Origin of the sequence: Corynebacterium lipophiloflavum DSM 44291 (assembly GCF_000159635.1) — a bacterium.
GTDB classification, from domain to species: Bacteria; Actinomycetota; Actinomycetes; order Mycobacteriales; family Mycobacteriaceae; genus Corynebacterium; species Corynebacterium lipophiloflavum.
The window spans coordinates 2,368-20,479 of sequence record NZ_GG667196.1; the positions used below are offsets into that span (position 1 = coordinate 2,368).

An 18,112-nucleotide genomic window follows, 5' to 3' on the forward strand; every position below is an offset into this window, starting at 1 on the left:
CTCATGTGTTCATGGGGTCCCTCACCGGCAGTTACAGATACACCACGCTAATGGACTCCACCCTTCGGGCATTACGCCTTCGGCAGCTAGCGCGGGCCATCTGCGGAAAAGATCGCCAAGACTCATCTGGAGATCACCCAGGCTGCGGACGAAATCGGCGTGAACAACGCGTCCTTCCGAGTCCACCACTTCGCGCTGCAGGCCTCCGCCCCGATGCCGCTGCTGTGTGCTGTCGCGGCCACCACCAAAAACATCGAGGTGGGCACCGGCGGCATCGACATGCGCTAGCGCATATCGGGGTTGTAGCGTTTGAGTCATTGACTCCCGTCGTCTACAAGTACCTACACACTTGATCGGGGCTGCACGTTTCAGGGTCCGGGTGCGCGGCGTCCTGTCTGAGGTCCGCGATAGTGTCGCGCAGCACGGAGAGCTGCGCGATCTGCTGCTCGATCTCAGCGAGGCGCACGTCAAGCAGGTCGCGCACGTGCTCGCAGGGCGCATGGCCGCCGTCGCGGATGTCGAGGATCTGGCGGATCTGGGCGAGGGTGAGGCCCGCGGCCTGGCCGCGGTGGACGAAGTCGATCCGAGCGACCGTCTCGGGCGCGTAGTCGCGGTATCCGGACGGCGTGCGCTCGGTCGGGGGCAGAAGGCCCTGTTCCTCGTAGAAGCGAAGGGTCTTCGCGGTAGTGCCCGCCCTCTCGGCGAGTTCTCCGATCCGCATTGCTGTCTCCCTCCGTGGCCGCGCTTGACCTTCCCCTGCACTGGAAGGTCTAGTATGGCTGAGACAGAGCAGAAAGCCAAGAGTTGACAGGAGCAGCGATGCCTACGAAGTACGATCTCGCCATCATCGGATCGGGAGGCGGCGCGTTCGCCGCTGCGATCCGCGCCAGCACGCTCGGGAAGTCGGTGGTGATGATCGAGCGTGGCACGCTCGGCGGCACCTGCGTGAACACGGGCTGCGTGCCGTCGAAGGCCCTCATCGCCGCCGCCGATGCACGGCACGTCGCCGCCGACGCCGCCGACCGGTTCCCGGGGATCGCGACGACGGCAGGCCCAGTGGACATGCCCGCGCTGATCGCCGGGAAGCAGGCGTTGGTCGAGACGATGCGGGGCGAGAAGTACGCCGACGTCGCCGATTCATACGGGTGGCACGTCCGGCGGGGAGACGCCGGGTTCGCGGGCACCCCGGACGCGCCGGTGTTGGAGGTCACCGCCGCAGACGGAGCGGTCGAGACGATCGAGGCCGAGCACTACCTGGTCGCCACCGGTGCGCGGCCGTGGTCTCCGCCGATCGACGGCCTGGACGAGGCCGGGTACCTGACCTCGACCACGGCGATGGACCTGACCGAGGTCCCCGAGTCGATGCTGGTGCTCGGCGGCGGCTACGTCGCCCTGGAGCAGACGCAGCTGTTCGCCCGCCTCGGCTCCCAGGTCACGCTGCTGGTGCGGTCCCGGCTCGCGTCGAAGGAGGAGCCGGAGGTGTCCCGGACACTGCAGGAGGTGTTCGCCGACGAGGGCATCCGGGTGGTCCGCCGCGCGGTGCCGACCCGGGTGTCCCGGGACGCGGCGACCGGGCAGGTCGTGGTTACCGCGGACGTGTCCGGCGGCTCGCAGGAGTTCCGCGCCGACCAGGTGCTCGTCGCCTTCGGACGCCGTCCCGTCACCGACGGCTTGAACCTCGATGCGGTCGGGGTGAAGACCGGGGACTCCGGCGAGGTGGTCGTCTCCGACCATCTGCAGTCGTCGAACCCGCGGATCTGGGCCGCGGGCGACGTGACCGGGCACCCGGAGTTCGTCTACGTCGCGGCCCACCACGGCACCCTCGTCGCCGAGAACGCGTTCGCCGACGCCGACCGGTCCGTCGACTACTCCCATCTGCCGCGGGTGACGTTCACCGGACCGGCGATCGGCGCGGTCGGGATGACCGAGAAGGAGGTCGTCGCCGCGGGGATCCGCTGCGACTGCCGCGTGCTGCCCCTGGAGTATGTGCCCCGGGCGGTGATCAACCGCGACACCCGCGGGTTCATCAAGATCGTCGTGAACGCCGATACGAGCGAGATCCTCGGCCTCACCGCCGTCGCCAAGGACGCCGGGGAACTCGCCGCCGCAGGCGTCCACGTGCTCGGCAAGACCATCGCCGAAGTCGCCGACGCCTGGGCCCCCTACCTGACCATGACCGAAGGCATCCGGATCGCCGCGAAGTCCTTCACCACCGACCCGTCACTGCTCTCGTGCTGCGCATGAACGGCAACGCATGCAATCGGAGAGATCTCATCCGGAAGAGGTGCAGACGATGAGCGCCGATCACGACCGCGACGAACGGCGCGCCGGTCCCATCGTCGCCGCAGGGACCGGGCTGCTCCTACTGGCATGCTGCGCGCTTCCGTTGCTGCTCTGCTGCGGCCTGCCGCTCATCGCGGCGGGCGGAGCACTCGCAGGCGTCGGAGGGCTCCTCGGCAATCCCTGGATCATCGGTGCCGGGATCGCCGTCGCGATGGCCGTCACGGCCGGGATGCTCGTCAGGCTACGGCGGCGGCACCGAGGCCGCAGGACTGGCTGCTGCGAAAATCCTTCGACTGCTGGTCGGAACCGGTAGCTCGATCGGATCCAGCCATCACCGCCAACGGGGCCACCTCGGCATCCCGCGGCCCTTCCAGGTCTCCACGAGACCGGCGACCCAGCGGACGGACGCGAAGAGTCCGTAGCCGGCCCCGGCGAGGCCCATGGAGACCACGAGCCAGCGACCGATCCCGAGCCACACGCTCCCGTCCACGTCGAGGGCCCACTGAGCGCCCGTGATAAGCCCGGCGACGGCCATCCAAACACCCGCGACGATCACTGCGACCGGCAGCAGCGCGAGGCACATCGACGCGGCGACAGACCAAAGCTGACGGGCCTCCAGCTTCGCCGTTGTGGCGATGATCTTTTCGGCCCGCTCGTTCGCGGCGTCAATCTTGGCTGTTGCCACGGCCCCGGCGTCGGCAGCGGCCCTCTCGATCGACTGCACAGCCTGATCCCGGGCCGTGCTGATCGCGCTCGTCGCCTCGGCGCTGGCTTGGGTGATCGACTCCCGCCAGGCCTTCTGCGCACCGTTCGCGGCCCGCTCGAACTTAGCCCGGCTCTCATCGAGATGCTTGGCGGCAGCCTCGGACTTAGAGGCTGAGCCCTTCAGACTCTCCCCGTTGAGGTTCACGCTCATACCCGCGAGAGTGGACGCGATTCCGGCGAGCAGTTCGCTGTTCTCGTTCGACTCCGGCGGCGGCGACGTTGAGGTCAGCTGATGCGAGATCGCGGAGAGCTGCTTCTCCTGCTCCTCGGTGTCCACCTTCACGAACCCCGCGAGCTTCTTCTGCTGCTCGGTCAGCGTGGCGATCCTCGTATTCTGCGCCTCGACGGCGGCGAGGATCGAGGTCAACAGCTCCATCGTCTCCGGACTGCCGAGCGGCTGCGGCGACTGCACGGGCCCGTTCTGCTGCTTCAGCCTGTCGAGCGCTGCGCTCATGTTCCTGCTCCATCTGCTGCTGGTGGTAGTCGAAGAACGCCTGCGCGCCCTCCGGGGTGAAGTCCGCCGAGAGTGCGCTCGTGCGCTTGCGGCGCTCGGCACGCCCGGACTCGCCGCGGCGGTCCTCGATGTAGAGCGTCCAGGTCTCCTGCCCGGCGCGTTTGCCCTTCTTGCTGACGGGGCTGTGCAGCCGCATCCGTGGCACCCGATCCCCGTCATCACCGAGCTGCTGGTTCTGCTCCTCGATCACCGAGACCAGACCGGCCTTGTCCACCGCGCGGGGATCGGCCAGTGCGGCGCTCATCCGGTCGCCCATCTCGCGGTCGAGCGACCCCTCGGCGAAGTCTTCGCGGCGCAGCTCCCAGTCCTTCGGCGCGTGCTCCAGCCGCTTCACGACCGAGAGCCCGTGCTCTCGCATCAGCTCGTCGTTCGCCGACTGCACGCCCTTCTGATTCCCGGCCTTGCGGTCGTGGAACGTGCGATAGTCCGAGAGCGCCTTTCCCGTGCGGTTGTTGTGATTGAGAACCAAAATATGGTTGTGCGGCTTCTTTCCCCGCCCATCCACGTGACTGACGACGAGGCAGTCGGAATCCGGGTGCATCTTCTTGGCGAGCTGGTAGCCCAGGTCGTTCACCCGCTGCACGTGTTCGGGGTTCTTCGGGTCGAACTCCTCGTCGCTGAACGACTGGCGGTAGTGCAGCGCCTCGACCTCGCGCGTCGTGTTCTGCGTGAGCGCCCGTGCGCGCGCCGAGAACGCGCCGGGGCCTCCCGGCACTTCGCACGTGATCGCGACGCCCCGCTCGTCCTCCTTCCCGCGGATATAGTGCTCGGTGTCGGCGGCGCTGGTGCTCGGGCTGTAGTGGGTGGTGCTCATGCGACCGTCCGATCCCCGAGCAGGGCGCGGACCTCGCGCAGCAGCTCGATCAGCTCGGGCACCTCCGACGACAGCGCCACCGCCTCACCGGCACGTGCCCGGTGGTCCAGGTCGTTGACGTTGATCGCCAGCGGGCGGATCTGCGCGGCCAGCTCGCGCGCGTCCGCCGACGCCCGCACACGCGCCTCGACCCCGAGCAGGTGCGCGGCCACGGCGGCGTCCAACTCCTCGCTCCGAGCGGGAGGCGTGGAGGGCATCGCGTACGGCGGTCCGCACCCACGTGCTCGGAGCCAGCCCGAGCCGCTCGCGGAAATCAAGGAGTATTTGGAGGTTATCAATGAGAAGCTCGACATTCTCCTTCGCCAGCGCAGAATTGATGCGCTGGCCCAGCTTGGCGGTATCCAGTACACGATTGAAGAAGCTGACTAACTCTACCGACGCGATAACAGCGTTTCGGCAACCACTTGGTCGAAGGTCGCCCACCTAGGATCAGAGCTGAATGGCATCGAGTCTTACGCCATCGAACAACTCGATGACGCAGTTGATCAACTTCGGAAGCAGAAGAACAACTCCAAGAAACTTGAAACCCTCCTAGCTGGGTTGAAAGGCGATCTGCCGCTTTGGCTGGGTGTGGCTGCTCGGAGCATCTACCTCCATGATCGGATGTATGTCTTTGAGATCGCCCACGTGAACGAGTTTGAGCCCCGCCAGCTGGATTCTCACCGAGAGGGAATCCACGACGCGCGCAAGGATCGATTGGAATCGACCACCCGACGTCTGCTCGAGATGGATACAGCCGTCCGTGAGACAGCCAAGTTGAGCAATCAGGTCTGGGTGACCAACCCGATTCGCGCACGCCACATCACTGCTCACGCGAACAGTATTCACGACATTATTAGTGTGTTCGCGCAGCATGTGCGGATGAGTGTGGAGGATGCGGAACGTCTCCAGGTCCAAGGCTGGCGTCAATCTGTGATGTCGCTAGCGGGAGACACGGTCGATGCCGCGAACCGCGCCCGTCAGTCAGCGGTGGATCAGGCGCAGAAGGCCACCGAGAAAATTCGCGACATGAACGACGACCGGCTGCTTGCGAAGGCCGCTGAAATCGAAGCCCGACGGGAGAAAAAGGAGAAAAGAGCGCTCGAATCAACCGACGACGAGAATCGTGCTGAGACAGATTCCCGTCCGTCGCGACGCGGTCTCCGCTTCCGCCGAGACGAGAAAGGGTTGTAGCGCACCTAGGCTGGGCGGCATGAACGACCTGACCATCGCGCCCGGCCCGGGGATCCCCGACGGTGCGGTCATCGCCGCCGCCGATCTCGCGGAGCGGTTCGCAAAGTCGTCGAGTCCGGGCGGCCAGGGCGTCAACACGACCGACAGCAAGGTCCAGCTTTCCATCGATATCACTGAAAGCGCATCGCTTACCGACGACCAACGCCGCCGCATCTTGCGCAACCTCGAGCACCGCTTGGACGGCTCCGTCCTCACCGTGTCTGCGTCGACCCAGCGGTCGCAGGTGCGCAACCGAGCTGAGGCACGCAAACGCATGGCCGCCCTGTTGCGCGAGGCCCTCGCCCCGCCCCCTCGCCCGCGGCGCAAAACGAAGCCGACGCGGGGCTCGGTACGGCGCCGTCTCGAAGCAAAGAGGCGGCGCTCGGAGCTGAAGTCGACGAGGCGACGGCCCCAGATTCCCTAATTCGGGCCTACGCCGAAGCAGCTTGGACCGGCTGAATCTGTTCGATCTCGGCGAGGGCCTTATCCTCCGCCACCTCAATCTCATACTGGTTCTGCAGATTCATCCAGAAGATCGGCTCGACGCCAAAGTATTCTCCGAGCCTGAGCGCGGTGTCAGCTGTAATTCCGCGTTTCCCGTGCACGATCTCGTAGATACGACGAGGGGGCACCCCGATCGATACGGCAAGCTTGTGCTGAGTGATTTCAAATCCCTCAATGAAATCCTCGAGAAGAATCTCTCCAGGATGAATCGGCGGGTAAAGCTTCTCCGACATGGCGTTCCTTAGTGGTAGTCCTCGATGGTCACTGGCTCGGGCCCCGAGCTCGTCCAGCGAAAAGTGATTCTCCACTGGTCATTGACCCGGATGCTGAAAGTCCCTTTCCTGTCGCCCTTGAGCGCCTCTAGGCGGTTCCCGGTCGGCACGCCGAGGGAGTCAAGAGAGACTGCCGCATCGAGCTGGTGGAGTTTCTTGTTCGCCGACTTGTGGATCCGAGGATCCAATTTCGGAACCGGCTCACGCAGAAACACCAGTTCTGTTTGTCGATTCCCGAACGACTGAATCATGCTTCACCCTATCCCCAATAACGCGAAGCGTCAATAACGCATCGCGTTAAACGTTGAACTTGAACTCCACCACGTTATGGCTACCGTGACATTAGAGCTGTCCACCACTCAAGCTGTCTCACTCCTACGTCATAGCCACAGTTCTGTCCCAGCGGAGTCACCGGCTGGCATAACGTACCGACGAACGCTGGTCGATCTGTCAGCGCTGTTCTGTTTGTCCAAGCCGCGGAGAACGAGAGCCTGCCACGAGTCCAGGCCCGACTTCAGCGCTTCCTTCTTGCCTTCCTGGCGTTGTGTTCGTTGTACTCGACGACCACTGCTTGGATATCCAATCCGTCGTCCATTGCTTTCCGTGCTCGCTCCAGTGCTCGATTACTCAGACCCTGCCATGCGATGTTTCCCTTGGAAGTCGTCTTGCAGCTGTAGCACGCCGGATCCGATTTGAGATCAAGGTGATGAATCACTGCGTACCCCTGGTGCCGCGTCAGTCCGAGCTTCTCCCCCAGCTTGCTCAGCTTGAGCGAGTACCGGTCGAAGGTGTCGACCTCGCGGTATGCGGCAGCTTCTTCGCCCTCCCGCGCTGGTCTAACAGGCACGTCCCCTCGCTTGGGGTCGATCCTGAGACTGATTTCCTGGACCTGATCCGAAGGACGTGGCGAACCGACGAGCTGCAAGCCCACCACCCCTGGGAACGCCGAGGTCCAGTCGGAGCTCTCCTTCAGCCCCCGCAAAGCGCGGTTGATCTCCGCTTCGGTCGGCGGCTCGGTCTCCCCGCGAGCGGCATGGTCGAGGGACATGAGGGGCAACAGGCGCGCCCGCGCCTCGGCGCTGCGCCGCTTGCCAGGACGCAATAGCTCCGCGATTTGCTCGGCCTCCTTACCGACCACGAGGCCGACATCGGTGGGCGGGGTGGCCGATACAGGGAGCACCCGCCCGGGCATCACGTCAGCGAGGTCCTGACCGGTGAGGCCGAGCAGCACCTTACGAAAGATCGTCACGGCCGACCGCAAGTGCAACCACAGCACGTCATCGCTCATCGCAATGACGTCGTGGGTCGCCGTGTCCCGATCATTCTTCAGAGCGAGCAGCACGACTCTGTCTCCCTCGTCGATAACACCCAACGACGTTTCCGCGACGGTGACGCACTTGCCGAGATCGAAGGAACGATCACTGCCGGAGAACTTGACCTTCTTGCGCTGCTCATAAATCGCGGCCTTCAACAGCATCTCAAAGGCGTGGGCGGCCAGCATGACCGTCGCGTGCTCACGCCCTGTCGGGCTCGGTCGATTGAACAGCTCGATGGCGAGGGTCAGCGACTCGACGGCGGTCTTGACGTACTGCTTCGTTTTTCGCGCGACCATCCCAGCCCACCAAATTAGTCTGCCAGGACCTGCTTGATCAGCGCGGCGATGTCGTCTCGTTGCACCTGATCACGGAACGTAACCTCGATGCCCTCCGAGCTCATCGACTCGAAGAACCGTCGCGCCGCTGTCATCCTGAGTTTCTCGCTTTCTCGCAGGTCGGAGCGCTTCTTGACGTCCTTGGTCTCAATGATGAAGTTGAGCGACAGCCCGCCGTCCTCGCGCTTCAGCACGTACATGAAGTCCGGGCTTGTTGTTCCGCCGAAGTACAGGGGCACCTTGATCGACCGGCGTGGGATCTTCCCGAAGACGACGACTTCATCGAGCTTGGAGTCACGGATCGTGTCATGCTCCTTCGGTGAGTCGTACACAAACGCGTCGTACAGGAACTTGTCCGGCACGACGGCCTTGTCGTCGCGGAAGACGCCGATGTTGCCCTGCGTGATGCTCTCGAGCGGGGCACCATCTACATCCGTGAGTTCCGTGCCGAGTACGAGCCCCTCGATCTTCGAGTACGTGAACCGCTCGAGGTAGTTACGCTCCATCCACTCCGTGAACCCAGCAACAAACTCATGCAGGGTCGCCTTGTTGAAGAAGTCGGCGGGGAGGCTCTTCTTCGCGTCGAGGCGGACGAGCCCCGCGTGGACACGATCGATCGGCAGTCCCGTCTGAGCACGGACACGCTTCAGCCAGTCGCCGTACGGCATCGTCTCGGTTGCGTTGAAGACCTTCTTCGTTTCCGTCCGAACCTCCAGGGACGAGCCCTCGTCAGCCTGCACGACGACATCTTGCGCGAATCGACCGAACTCCTGCCGGTAGATATCAGCGCGCAGTACCTCGTCGATGCACTCATCGATCTCGCCGGCCGCGAGCTCGTCGAGGCGGAGGTAGTACTTGGCGTTCAGCGTCTCCCAGAGGTCCTTGAGCGCGGAGTACCGCTCGGAGCGAATGCCGACCTTAACCTTCTGATTTCCCTTCACCACCTTGTCAGGCTTCAGACCCGTCTTGTTGAACGCGGGGAAGGCAGCGAACAGGTCATCTTCGCGCCCCGGTACGACGTTCTTGTCAGGATCGACGAGCCCCTGCTGCAGGAGCTCGATGAAGAGTTCCGTCTCCGTCTTGCCGAGCTCGTCGGCGACCTTGGGCAGTAGCTCCTTCACCTTGGCTGGGCCCACGGCGACGTCGGAGTTGATCTCGTCGACGAGAGACTCGGCGAACTTTTGCTCCGTGTAGTCGATGAGGTAGGTGAGGTAGAACTGCTCGCCCGCGAGACGAGTGCCCTTCGCGTCCACGGGCAACCGGAGACCACGGCCCACCTCCTGGAGCTTCGAGATCTCCGACCCGGACGACCGGAGCTTGACGATCTGGAACACGTTCGGGTTGTCCCAGCCCTCACGGAGCGTCCACTTCGAGAACAGGAATCGACGAGTGTTCGGCGCACCGTTCGCCGTCTCGAACGACAGCATCGCCTCCTTGTTGCGGAGGATGTCGTCGACCTCTCGCTGGATGGCCTCGTCGGTTGTGGAATTGTCCGCGGAGAAGTATCCACCGTTCGTCGCCCCGACGTCAGCGAGCGACACCCGCAGGTAGGCGACATACTCCTTCGCGACGGGCGAGGAGTCGCCCTCGCGCTTCTCGATCTCCGCGGTGAGCCGTGCAGCGAGGAGCTCCTCGAAGCGCTGCCTGAGGTGCCCTTTCGAACCGTCGCTGCCGCGATAGGACTCGATCGAGTCGATGAAGAACAGGGTGAGCGTCTTGACCCTGGACGAGCGGCGGAAGTTCTCCCACTCGGTCTCGAAGTGGTTGTCGAGTGCCTGCCGCATCATCAGGCTCTGATAGGTGTCGGAGTACACCCGGGCCGAGAGGATGTCCCCTGTCCCCAGCGCCTGACCGTTGGACAGCGTGACGCCGGACTTGATCGTCGGGTTGTCGATCCTACCGATCCCCTCGATTGTGATGCCCGCGAATGCGCCGTCCGCAATGCCGAGGGACTCCCCCATATCGAAGGTGAGGAACTTCCCCGTGCCGATGTTCTGGAACGTAGCCTGCTTCGGCTTGCGCGCAGAGACGCTCGTGAGTTTCAGGCGCGTCGTATCGCTGCTGCTGTCCTGTGGGTACTGGACCTGGACGCCCTTGACCAACTGCTCGTTAAACGACTCGACGGCACCGAGGTTGAACACGAGGTTGTTGTAGTCGGTCTTTCCCGTCTTGCCGAGCTCCGGGAACGTCGCGCCGAAGCGGAAGACCGCCAGAGGCTGGATCTCGTCGATGAGCGTCTGATACGCCTTGTTGTCGCGTCGGAAGCGGTGCGGCTCATCCATGATGACGATGGGGCGAGTCTCTCGGAGCGCCTCGTACGGGACGCTGGCCGTGCCGAGCACCGTCTGGTCGTAGTTGAACGCCATAGTCTTCTTCGACTGCAGCATGCCGTCAGTCATGAGGAGAGCGGAGATGCGACCAGGCGACAGGCGGGAGCCGAGCGCGAAGTTGACGACGGAGTTCGGCATCATCTTCCGCCCCTTCGACCGCTTCTGCGGGTCGAGGACGTCGAGGCGCAGCTCCATCTGTGGCCCGTACGAGTCAGCGAAGTACTTGCGCGCATAGTCCGATCGGATGAATGCCTTTACCCCCTCCTTGATCGGGGTCGAGGGCACAAGAAGGATGAACTTCGTGAAGCCATAGAGCCGGTTTAGTTCATACATGAGCTGCGTGTAGACCAGGGTCTTGCCGGTGCCGGTCTCCATCTTGGCGTCGACCCCGAGCACGCCGTCATCCACATGTCCCCGCCATGGACGAGGGATCGCAGCGATCCCCTCCACTATTCCGGACTGAATCGCATTGATGTTCTCGCGAATCTGCGAATCAGCGGGGTCGAACGCGATGTTCGCCTCGGGCGGCGTACTGGCGTCGAGCTCCACGTCCTTGAATACGCGGGTCAGCGCATTCAGCGCACGCTGCTGGTGCTCCAGCGTTTGAAGTCGGATCTGCATGGATCAGTACCGCTCGATTACGGAGACGACCTGACCTGACCGGAGCGACTTGAGGTTCTGCCTCAGCTCGTGCATGACCGAGAACGGCACGGAGTACCCGAAAACGACGAGACGCTTCAGATCGAGCTCACCGGCCTCGAGCTTGTCCACGAGCGCCATCACGTCGTCACTATCGAGTCCCGGCTCGATGACGTAACCGGAGTCCTCGCAGACCTGGAGCTTATACTCGTCGAGCTCCACGGCGTTCACTGTGGGCGTCAGGCCGAATCCATCCTGAACGAGCCAAGTGGAAAGCGCGACCTGGGACCCGGGCGTCCCGTTGGAAGCGAACTTGGATACAAAGTCACCGGCAAGCAACACGCCGTCCTCATTCGGATCGAAGGACTGAAGCTGATCGAGTGTCTTTGCACTCGGCTTTTCCAAACGAAAAAGCTTGAACCCATAATCGACGTCAAATTGCGAATCATTCCGGATATTATCTGCGGCACGTTTGATGCGCTCACGACCAACAGCGTCGACAGTTGCGAAGACATGCCGATCTTCGAAATCGGCGTCGACAGTTTCGGGAATCTGAACCGAAATACACCGACGATCTCCGTCATCTTCCGAATTGAGTTGCATCACAGCATCTGCAGTGGTCGCAGAACCCGAGAAGAAGTCCATGACCAGTGGGCGGTCGCCCTTGGGGGTCACAGATCTAATCAAGGTCTTCACCAGTTCGACTGGCTTCGGATACGTGAAATGGCGCGACAGACCGAGTTCATCGAGGCGACCATCGGGCAGGTACTGAACGATCGGAAGTAGCGAGTAGAGCGCCGAAGACATTTCATCGATCGGCTTATATTCAACAATTACATGTCTACCGGTGTCCCGGAACGGCTCGAGAACCAGCTCCCCAGCCTCTATCCGGCGATCGATTTCGCGCTTCTTGGCTTCGCTGTGATACTCGAGAATCTCTTCATACAGACAACGCCGCTCGACCCCCTTATCGTATTTACCAAACTTCTTGCGCAACACATCATCATCTCGAAGATAATCGCGTCCATCGCGGGAGACAACGTGACCCTGAACAACTTTTGGACGAGAGAGCCGGGGGGCCGATTCTTTGTCCGATTTCGAATAGACGTGGATAAGGTCGTGGCCCTTAACATAGTGCTTTGCCATTCCACCACCCTTTGCCCGCTGATGAACCAGTGTCCCGACGAAAGAACTCTAGCCAAACACTTCGTCGCACAAATTGCGGAGATTGGCTTGTTCATTGTCGTCGATGCTAATGAAAATAACGCCGTCATCCGCGAGTAGTTCCTTCGCGAGCTCAAGCCGCGGGTACATGAACGTAAGCCACGCGGAGTGCGACGACTTGCCCTGGAGGGCTATCACTCTCTCGGCTTCGTCCTCGTCAAGACCCACCTTCTCAACCAGGTCCTTCGCGGTGAAGCTGAAGTCATCAATGTAGACGAAGCCATCGGAACCAGTGTTGTACGGCGGATCGATATAGATGCACTTCACCTTGCCCGCGTACGACCCCAGCAGATGCTTCAGCGCGTCGAGATTGTCCCCGACGATGTACAGGTTCTCCGACTCAGCGTTCGTCGCCTCGGCGTTGTGCTCAAGGTCGGGTACCACCACCGTCTCGGTCCGCGTGGAGGTCAGGTACTTGGCGTACGACTTCCCCAGGAACTTGAGCTCATAGCCTTCCCGCGTCATCGACACGTCCGCGGAACTCAGCGCCTCCTGAAGGCGGTCGAGCCTGAAGCCACCGTCCTTGTCGAAGTACTCCGGCAGGGCCGCGCGGAGGCGTGCCAGCTCGAAGTCGTTCGGCTTCGTGGTCTCGTTCGCGTCGTGCGCGTCCCTGATCATTTCTTGCCCCCAGACGTAAGCCCTGTCCGAAACTCCACCACGTCGCCGTCAGCCATGACGTAGTCCTTGCCCTCCATGCGCACCTTGCCCTTCGCGCGGGCCTCGGCCATCGATCCGAGCTCGTCCAAGTCGTCGAAGGCGACGATTTCGGCCTTGATGAACCCCTTTTCGAAGTCGGAGTGGATCACGCCTGCCGCCTTCGGCGCGGTGTCGCCCTTGCGGATGGTCCAGGCACGCGACTCTTTCGGGCCCGCCGTCAGGTAGGTCTGCAGGCCGAGTGTGTCGAAGCCGGCCTTGGCCAGCGTCGCCAGCCCTGGCTCGTTTTGGCCCACGGCGGCGAGGAGCTCGGCGGCGTCGGCGTCGTCAAGCTCGAGCAGCTCGGTTTCGGTCTGGGCGTCGAGAAACACAGCCTCGGCCGGGGCCACCAAATCGCGCAGCTCTGCCTTGCGCGCCTCGTCGGTCAGCACAGCCTCGTCGGAGTTGAACACGTAGAGGAACGGCTTGGCCGTCATCAGGTGGAGATCGCGCACCAGCGCGAGGTCAATCTCACCGGACTTTGCGGCGGCGAACAGCGTGCGGTCGTCCTCCAGCACAGCCTGGGCCTTCTTCGCCTCCGCGGCGGTAGCCGCAATGTCTTTGTCCTTGCGCCCGTCCTTCTCCAGGCGGGGCAGCGCCTTTTCAATCGTCTGCAGGTCCGCGAGGATGAGCTCGGTGTTGATCACGGAGATATCGTTGGCGGGATCGACGCGGCCGTCGACGTGGATGACGTTGTCGTCGGAAAACGCGCGCACCACCTGGCAAATCGCGTCGGCTTCGCGGATGTTGGCCAGAAACGCGTTGCCCATGCCTTCGCCCTCGGAAGCGCCCCTGACGATGCCGGCGATGTCCACGAACGACACGGTCGCCGGCAGAATGCGCTCGGAGGAAAAGATTTCCGCCAGGCGCGTCAGCCTCTCGTCCGGCAGCTCGACGAGCCCGACGTTGGGTTCGATCGTGGCGAAGGGGTAGTTCGCGGCGAGAACGTCGTTTCGCGTTAAGGCATTGAACAGGGTGGACTTGCCCACGTTGGGCAGTCCGACGATTCCAAGAGTAAGGCTCACGGAGACACATCCTATCCCACGGCTGCGGTCGAACCCCGCAGTCGGGCAAGATAGGTGGGGTGAGCCACCCCGTAAACGATGAGATTCGCGACGGCGCCCCCGAGACAACAGTCGACGACGAGCGCCGCGACCTGGTAGACCGAGGCGTCGTCCTCAACAGCTGGCTGAAGTCGGCCGCGATGACCGTGCTGCGCATCCTAATCATTTGCGTCTTCCTCTACGCGCTCAGCCGGCTGATTGGCACGTTCTGGCAAGGCATTTTGCCCGTGATCCTCGCGATCATCGTGTGCACCGTTCTCGCGCCGATTGCCGGATTCCTGCGCCGCCGCGCGCACTTCCCGTCGGCGCTGGCCGCCCTCATTTCGCTGCTCATCTTCTTCGGCCTCATCGGCACCCTCGTGTTCCTCATCGCCCCGGACATCGCGGCACACTCGCGAGTCCTGTACCTGCAGGCATTCGAAGGCATCCAACGCTTGCAGCTGTGGCTGCAGGGCCCGCCAATCAACATGGATCCCGACGACCTCAACGAGGCGGTCAACACGGTCGCCCAATGGCTACAAAACCAAGCTGGCACCATCGCGGGCGATGTCTTCGCGGGTATCGGCACCGCCGCGGGCTTGATAGTCACCCTGACGGTGGTGCTGGTTTTGACCTTCTTCTTCCTCAAAGACGGCCCGCGCTTCCTGCCCTGGCTGCGCGCCACCGCCGGCGGCCGCCCGGGTCTGCACGCCACCGAGCTTCTCACCCGCGCCTGGAACACCCTGTCCGGCTTCATCCGCGCCCAGGCCATTGTTTCGCTTGTCGACGCCTTCTTTATCGGCGTCGGAATCTGGCTCGTGGGCGTGCCGATGGCCTTTACTCTTTCCGTGATTACGTTCATCGCGGGCTTCATCCCGATCGTCGGCGCTGTCGTCGCCGGCGCCCTTGCGGTGCTCATCGCGCTGGTGTCGTTGGGCTTCACCGAGGCCATCATCGTGCTCCTGATCGTGCTTGCCGTCCAGCAGCTTGAGGGCAACGTGTTGTCCCCCGTCCTCCAATCCAAGGCAATGGACCTGCACCCGGTCATTGTCCTGGTGTCCGTCACCATCGGCGGCGGTCTGTTCGGTCTGGTCGGCGCGTTCCTCGCGGTGCCGGTTGCGGCGATGATCGCCGTGGTGTTCCGCTACATGATGGACGTGATGAAGATCCACTCCGGAGAAAAGAAAGCAGACCAGCTTATCTTCTCCACCCCGGAGGGCCTCGCGATCGCGGAGCTGGAGGAGCAAGAATCCATCTACGAGCGCAAACAGTGGCGCGGCGACCGCGACTGGGCAACCACCCCCGTGCCGGCCCAAGACCTTGTCTCGCCGCCGGAAGGCAGCCAAAGCTGGGAAGTTCTGCGCCGCAGCGGGCAGATCCTGCGCCTGGCCAAGCCGAGCGAACTGCGCCGCCGCTTCGCCGCCCGCGACAAGGGTTCGAACACTTAGGCGAGCCCGCCGGTCGCGTTGTCCGGCGTGTGTGGCACAGTATGGCGCATGCAGGTTGCAACCGTGCTCGTAGTTTTCGCCCTCGGCGTGCTCCTCGGCGCTGTTGTGACGTACCTGTCCGCCCGCGGGCAGGCGCCGCAGCCGCAGCAGGCCCTTGACATGCGCCCCGTCTCCGAGGAGCTCGAGAGGCTGCGCGCGCAGCTCGACGAGATGGACGCCGACCGTGCGGTCGCGCTGTCGGCCCTGGCCAGCCAGGTGCAGACAATCACGCGCACCTCGACGCGCTTGACCGATCGCACCGACCAGCTCATTTCGGCCCTGCGCTCCCCGCAAACCCGCGGCCGCTGGGGCGAGGTCCAGCTGCAGCGCGTGGTCGAGCTCGGCGGGATGGTCGAACACTGTGACTTCGACGTTCAAGCAACCGAGCTTGTCGACGGCACCCGCGTGCGCCCCGACATGATCATCCGCCTGTCCGCCGGCCGCAACATCATCGTGGACGCGAAAGTGCCATTTTCTTCCTACCTTGACGCGCTCAACACCGACGACCCGGAAGAGAAGCAGGGCTACCTGCGCCGGCACGCCCACCTCCTGCGCTCGCACGTAGACACGCTCTCCGCCAAGTCGTACATCGCCGCGTTCCAACCGGCGCCGGAATTTGTCGTGATGTTTGTGCCCGCCGACCCTTTCCTCGACGCAGCGCTCGCCCTTGACCCCGGGATGTTGGACTACGCTTTCGAGCGCGACGTCGTCATCGCGACCCCCACTACCCTCTTCGCGCTGCTGCGCACCGTCGCCCTGGGGTGGCGCCACGAGGCTGCCACAGAACAAGCGAAGCAGATCCAACGCCTCGGTGCGCAGTTGTACCAGCGTCTCGGAACATTGGCCGAGCACTACAACCGCGTCGGCCAGTCGCTCGAACGCGCCGTCGACGCGTTTAACTCAACGCTGGCCAGCATGGATTCGCGGGTGATGGTGACGGCCCGGAAGTTCGAGGAGATGGGGGTCGTCAGCCCGAAGCGGTCTACAACTCATGCGTTGGACGCAATCTCCGCAACACCGAGGCATGCCACGGAGCCGGAATGATTGAGTTCACCGGGTAAGGTAATGCAGCGTGTCACACGCGTCGCCTAGGAACTCGCGCGCCACCCGCGCCTCATTCGACGGTCTAGCCACGGGCTCGGCCATAGCCATCGTGTGCGCTGCCCTGTTCACCGGCGCGTTGCTGTCCATCTACGTGGGGCAGATTTCGTGGCCGTTCCTCACGCTTTTCGCCCTCGGTGCGCTCGCGGCGGCAACGCTCGTGAACCCACGCGGGCTGTTCATCACGGTGGCGGTAGTCCCAATCACCTTCGTTGTCGCCGCGGTGGCAACGGGGTGGTTCATTAACTCAGGTGATTCCGGGGTGTCGCGCACGGACGTACTCGTGATCGCTTACCCGCTGCTGCAACTCTTCCCCGTGCTCCTCGCGGCCACCCTCGGCGCAGCGCTGATTGCGTTTACCCGACTGCACCTTCTGAAGCGTTACAACCAGGCCTTGGCGCGTCGCGAGCGGGAGGAGCGCCGCCGCGTCGCGCGCAGCAACCGGCGAACCACCGACGAAGGTCGCCGCGCCCGCGAACGCACCGTCACGGTCAATGAGCTGCGCGAGATCATGGCCCAGCGTGAAGCCGCAGGCCGTCGCCGCGGCCGCTAGACGCGCGAGGGTCGCAGGTCGCGCGGCAGGGAGAACGTGATGGTCTCCGTTGTCGTCGTCGCCTGTTCGATGTCGCTGTAGCCGCGATCGTCGAGGTACTCGAGCACCTCGCGCACCAGAATCTCCGGCACGGAGGCTCCCGAGGTCACGCCGACGGTCATGACACCTTCCAGCCAGGACTCGTCGATCTCGCGGGCGAAGTCCACCAGGTAGGACGCCTTCGCACCCGCCTCAAGAGCAACCTCGACGAGGCGCTTGGAGTTCGAGGAGTTCTGCGATCCCACGACGATGACCAGGTCGCACTTTGGCGCGATCGCCTTGACTGCGACCTGGCGGTTCTGGGTGGCGTAGCAGATGTCATCGCTCGGCGGGTTCTCCAAGTGCGGGAAGCGCTCAAAGAGCTTGTTGACGATCTCCATCGTCTCGTCCACCGACAGCGTGGTCTGCGACAACCACACCAACTTCTGATCCGGGCCAAAGTCCGGCAGTGAAGCGACTCCGTCAAGACCGTCGACAAGGTGGGTGACCTCGGGGGCCTCACCAGCGGTGCCCTCGACCTCTTCGTGGCCCTCGTGGCCGACCAGCAGGATCTGGTAGCCGTCTCGGGCGAAACGCTTCGCCTCGTTGTGCACCTTGGTCACAAGCGGGCAGGTGGCGTCGAGGGTGAGCAGGTTGCGCTGGATCGCCGACTCGCGCACAGCCGGGGAGATGCCGTGTGCGGAGAAGACCAGGTGTGCGCCCTCGGGCACCTCGTCGGTCTCCTCGACGAAGATCACGCCGCGCTCCTCAAGCGTTTCCACAACATATTTGTTGTGCACGATCTGCTTGCGCACGTAGACGGGGGCGCCGTACTTCTCCAAGGCCTTCTCCACGGTCTCGACGGCGCGGTCGACGCCGGCGCAGTAACCGCGCGGGGCGGCGAGAAGGACGTTTTTTCCCTGTTCACTCATGGAACCCAGGGTATCCA

18 protein-coding genes and 2 pseudogenes are annotated in these 18,112 nt (G+C 63.5%); 8 read left to right on the forward strand and 12 right to left on the reverse strand.

The annotated features are described in order from the left end of the window. Positions 1-63 precede the first annotated feature (63 nt). Positions 64-285 (forward strand): annotated as a pseudogene (locus HMPREF0298_RS12925) (LLM class flavin-dependent oxidoreductase); the annotation flags it as partial. A gap of 46 nt (positions 286-331) precedes the next feature. On the opposite strand, the gene HMPREF0298_RS09450 reads toward HMPREF0298_RS12925, so the two are convergent. Beyond that, positions 332-721, reverse strand: a complete 390-nt coding sequence (locus HMPREF0298_RS09450) for a heavy metal-responsive transcriptional regulator (protein WP_006840950.1) — start codon at positions 719-721, stop codon at positions 332-334. A 98-nt stretch (positions 722-819) separates the two neighbouring features. On the opposite strand from HMPREF0298_RS09450, the gene merA reads away from it, so the two are divergent. Further along, entirely contained in the window at positions 820-2,244 is a 1,425-nt protein-coding gene (gene merA / locus HMPREF0298_RS09455; RefSeq protein ID WP_006840951.1) for a mercury(II) reductase, read from the forward strand. 370 nt (positions 2,245-2,614) lie between these two features. On the opposite strand, the gene HMPREF0298_RS09465 is transcribed toward merA, so the two are convergent. The 3 genes from HMPREF0298_RS09465 to HMPREF0298_RS09475 are packed head-to-tail and all read right to left on the reverse strand — an operon-like array spanning position 2,615 to position 4,633. Further along, on the reverse strand, positions 2,615-3,199 hold the full coding sequence (locus HMPREF0298_RS09465) for an ABC-2 transporter permease (protein ID WP_006840953.1): 585 nt from the start codon (positions 3,197-3,199) through the stop codon (positions 2,615-2,617). Beyond that, the gene (locus tag HMPREF0298_RS09470; RefSeq protein ID WP_050758405.1) at positions 3,153-4,376 is read right to left on the reverse strand and encodes a relaxase/mobilization nuclease domain-containing protein; all 1,224 of its coding nucleotides are present in this window, start codon (positions 4,374-4,376) and stop codon (positions 3,153-3,155) included. The genes HMPREF0298_RS09465 and HMPREF0298_RS09470 overlap by 47 nt, the downstream gene beginning before the upstream one ends. Further along, on the reverse strand, positions 4,373-4,633 hold the full coding sequence (locus tag HMPREF0298_RS09475; protein ID WP_245527484.1) for a hypothetical protein: 261 nt from the start codon (positions 4,631-4,633) through the stop codon (positions 4,373-4,375). The genes HMPREF0298_RS09470 and HMPREF0298_RS09475 overlap by 4 nt, the downstream gene beginning before the upstream one ends. On the opposite strand from HMPREF0298_RS09475, the gene HMPREF0298_RS12760 reads away from it, so the two are divergent. The 3 genes from HMPREF0298_RS12760 (at position 4,623) to arfB (ending at position 6,072) form a co-directional block, all read left to right on the forward strand. Next, positions 4,623-4,805, forward strand: coding sequence for a hypothetical protein (locus HMPREF0298_RS12760; RefSeq protein WP_006840955.1), 183 nt, complete (start codon positions 4,623-4,625; stop codon positions 4,803-4,805). The genes HMPREF0298_RS09475 and HMPREF0298_RS12760 overlap by 11 nt on opposite strands. A 171-nt stretch (positions 4,806-4,976) precedes the next feature. Then, positions 4,977-5,609 carry a hypothetical protein gene (locus HMPREF0298_RS09480; protein WP_245527485.1) on the forward strand — a complete coding sequence of 211 codons (633 nt, stop codon included), beginning with the start codon at positions 4,977-4,979 and terminating at the stop codon, positions 5,607-5,609. Positions 5,610-5,628: 19 nt separating this feature from the next. Further along, positions 5,629-6,072 (forward strand): alternative ribosome rescue aminoacyl-tRNA hydrolase ArfB, encoded by a 444-nt coding sequence (gene arfB / locus HMPREF0298_RS09485; RefSeq protein ID WP_006840957.1) that lies wholly within the window; start codon positions 5,629-5,631, stop codon positions 6,070-6,072. Positions 6,073-6,079: 7 nt separating this feature from the next. Here the strand turns inward: arfB and HMPREF0298_RS09490 are convergent, their stop codons facing one another. From HMPREF0298_RS09490 to ychF, 7 genes and pseudogenes are all read right to left on the reverse strand, one after another. Next, a complete protein-coding gene (locus HMPREF0298_RS09490; protein ID WP_006840958.1) occupies positions 6,080-6,385 on the reverse strand; it encodes a HigA family addiction module antitoxin in 306 nt (101 codons plus the stop codon). An 8-nt stretch (positions 6,386-6,393) separates the two neighbouring features. Next, positions 6,394-6,675 (reverse strand): type II toxin-antitoxin system RelE/ParE family toxin, encoded by a 282-nt coding sequence (locus HMPREF0298_RS09495; protein WP_006840959.1) that lies wholly within the window; start codon positions 6,673-6,675, stop codon positions 6,394-6,396. Positions 6,676-6,938: 263 nt separating this feature from the next. Continuing rightward, positions 6,939-8,036, reverse strand: coding sequence for a DUF3644 domain-containing protein (locus tag HMPREF0298_RS09500; RefSeq protein ID WP_006840960.1), 1,098 nt, complete (start codon positions 8,034-8,036; stop codon positions 6,939-6,941). Positions 8,037-8,050: 14 nt separating this feature from the next. Beyond that, positions 8,051-11,026 carry a type III restriction-modification system endonuclease gene (locus HMPREF0298_RS09505; protein ID WP_006840961.1) on the reverse strand — a complete coding sequence of 992 codons (2,976 nt, stop codon included), beginning with the start codon at positions 11,024-11,026 and terminating at the stop codon, positions 8,051-8,053. A 3-nt stretch (positions 11,027-11,029) separates the two neighbouring features. Beyond that, complete coding sequence (locus tag HMPREF0298_RS12930; RefSeq protein ID WP_425358147.1) at positions 11,030-11,689, reverse strand: hypothetical protein; 660 nt, start codon at positions 11,687-11,689, stop codon at positions 11,030-11,032. After that, a pseudogene (locus HMPREF0298_RS12770) lies at positions 11,690-12,886 on the reverse strand (site-specific DNA-methyltransferase); the annotation flags it as partial. Beyond that, the gene (gene ychF / locus HMPREF0298_RS09515) at positions 12,883-13,986 is read right to left on the reverse strand and encodes a redox-regulated ATPase YchF (RefSeq protein WP_006840964.1); all 1,104 of its coding nucleotides are present in this window, start codon (positions 13,984-13,986) and stop codon (positions 12,883-12,885) included. The pseudogene HMPREF0298_RS12770 and the gene ychF, both read right to left, overlap by 4 nt. A gap of 59 nt (positions 13,987-14,045) precedes the next feature. Here ychF and HMPREF0298_RS09520 point away from each other — a divergent pair, with 59 nt between their 5' ends. The 3 genes from HMPREF0298_RS09520 to HMPREF0298_RS11655 are packed head-to-tail and all read left to right on the forward strand — an operon-like array spanning position 14,046 to position 17,145. Further along, positions 14,046-15,452 (forward strand): AI-2E family transporter, encoded by a 1,407-nt coding sequence (locus tag HMPREF0298_RS09520; RefSeq protein WP_006840965.1) that lies wholly within the window; start codon positions 14,046-14,048, stop codon positions 15,450-15,452. 48 nt (positions 15,453-15,500) lie between these two features. After that, positions 15,501-16,535, forward strand: coding sequence for a DNA recombination protein RmuC (locus HMPREF0298_RS09525; RefSeq protein WP_006840966.1), 1,035 nt, complete (start codon positions 15,501-15,503; stop codon positions 16,533-16,535). A gap of 28 nt (positions 16,536-16,563) precedes the next feature. Then, on the forward strand, positions 16,564-17,145 hold the full coding sequence (locus HMPREF0298_RS11655) for a DUF6542 domain-containing protein (RefSeq protein WP_006840967.1): 582 nt from the start codon (positions 16,564-16,566) through the stop codon (positions 17,143-17,145). On the opposite strand, the gene HMPREF0298_RS09535 is transcribed toward HMPREF0298_RS11655, so the two are convergent. Continuing rightward, a complete protein-coding gene (locus HMPREF0298_RS09535; RefSeq protein ID WP_006840968.1) occupies positions 17,142-18,095 on the reverse strand; it encodes a 4-hydroxy-3-methylbut-2-enyl diphosphate reductase in 954 nt (317 codons plus the stop codon). The two genes, HMPREF0298_RS11655 and HMPREF0298_RS09535, sit on opposite strands and share 4 nt — an antisense overlap. Positions 18,096-18,112: the final 17 nt, after the last annotated feature.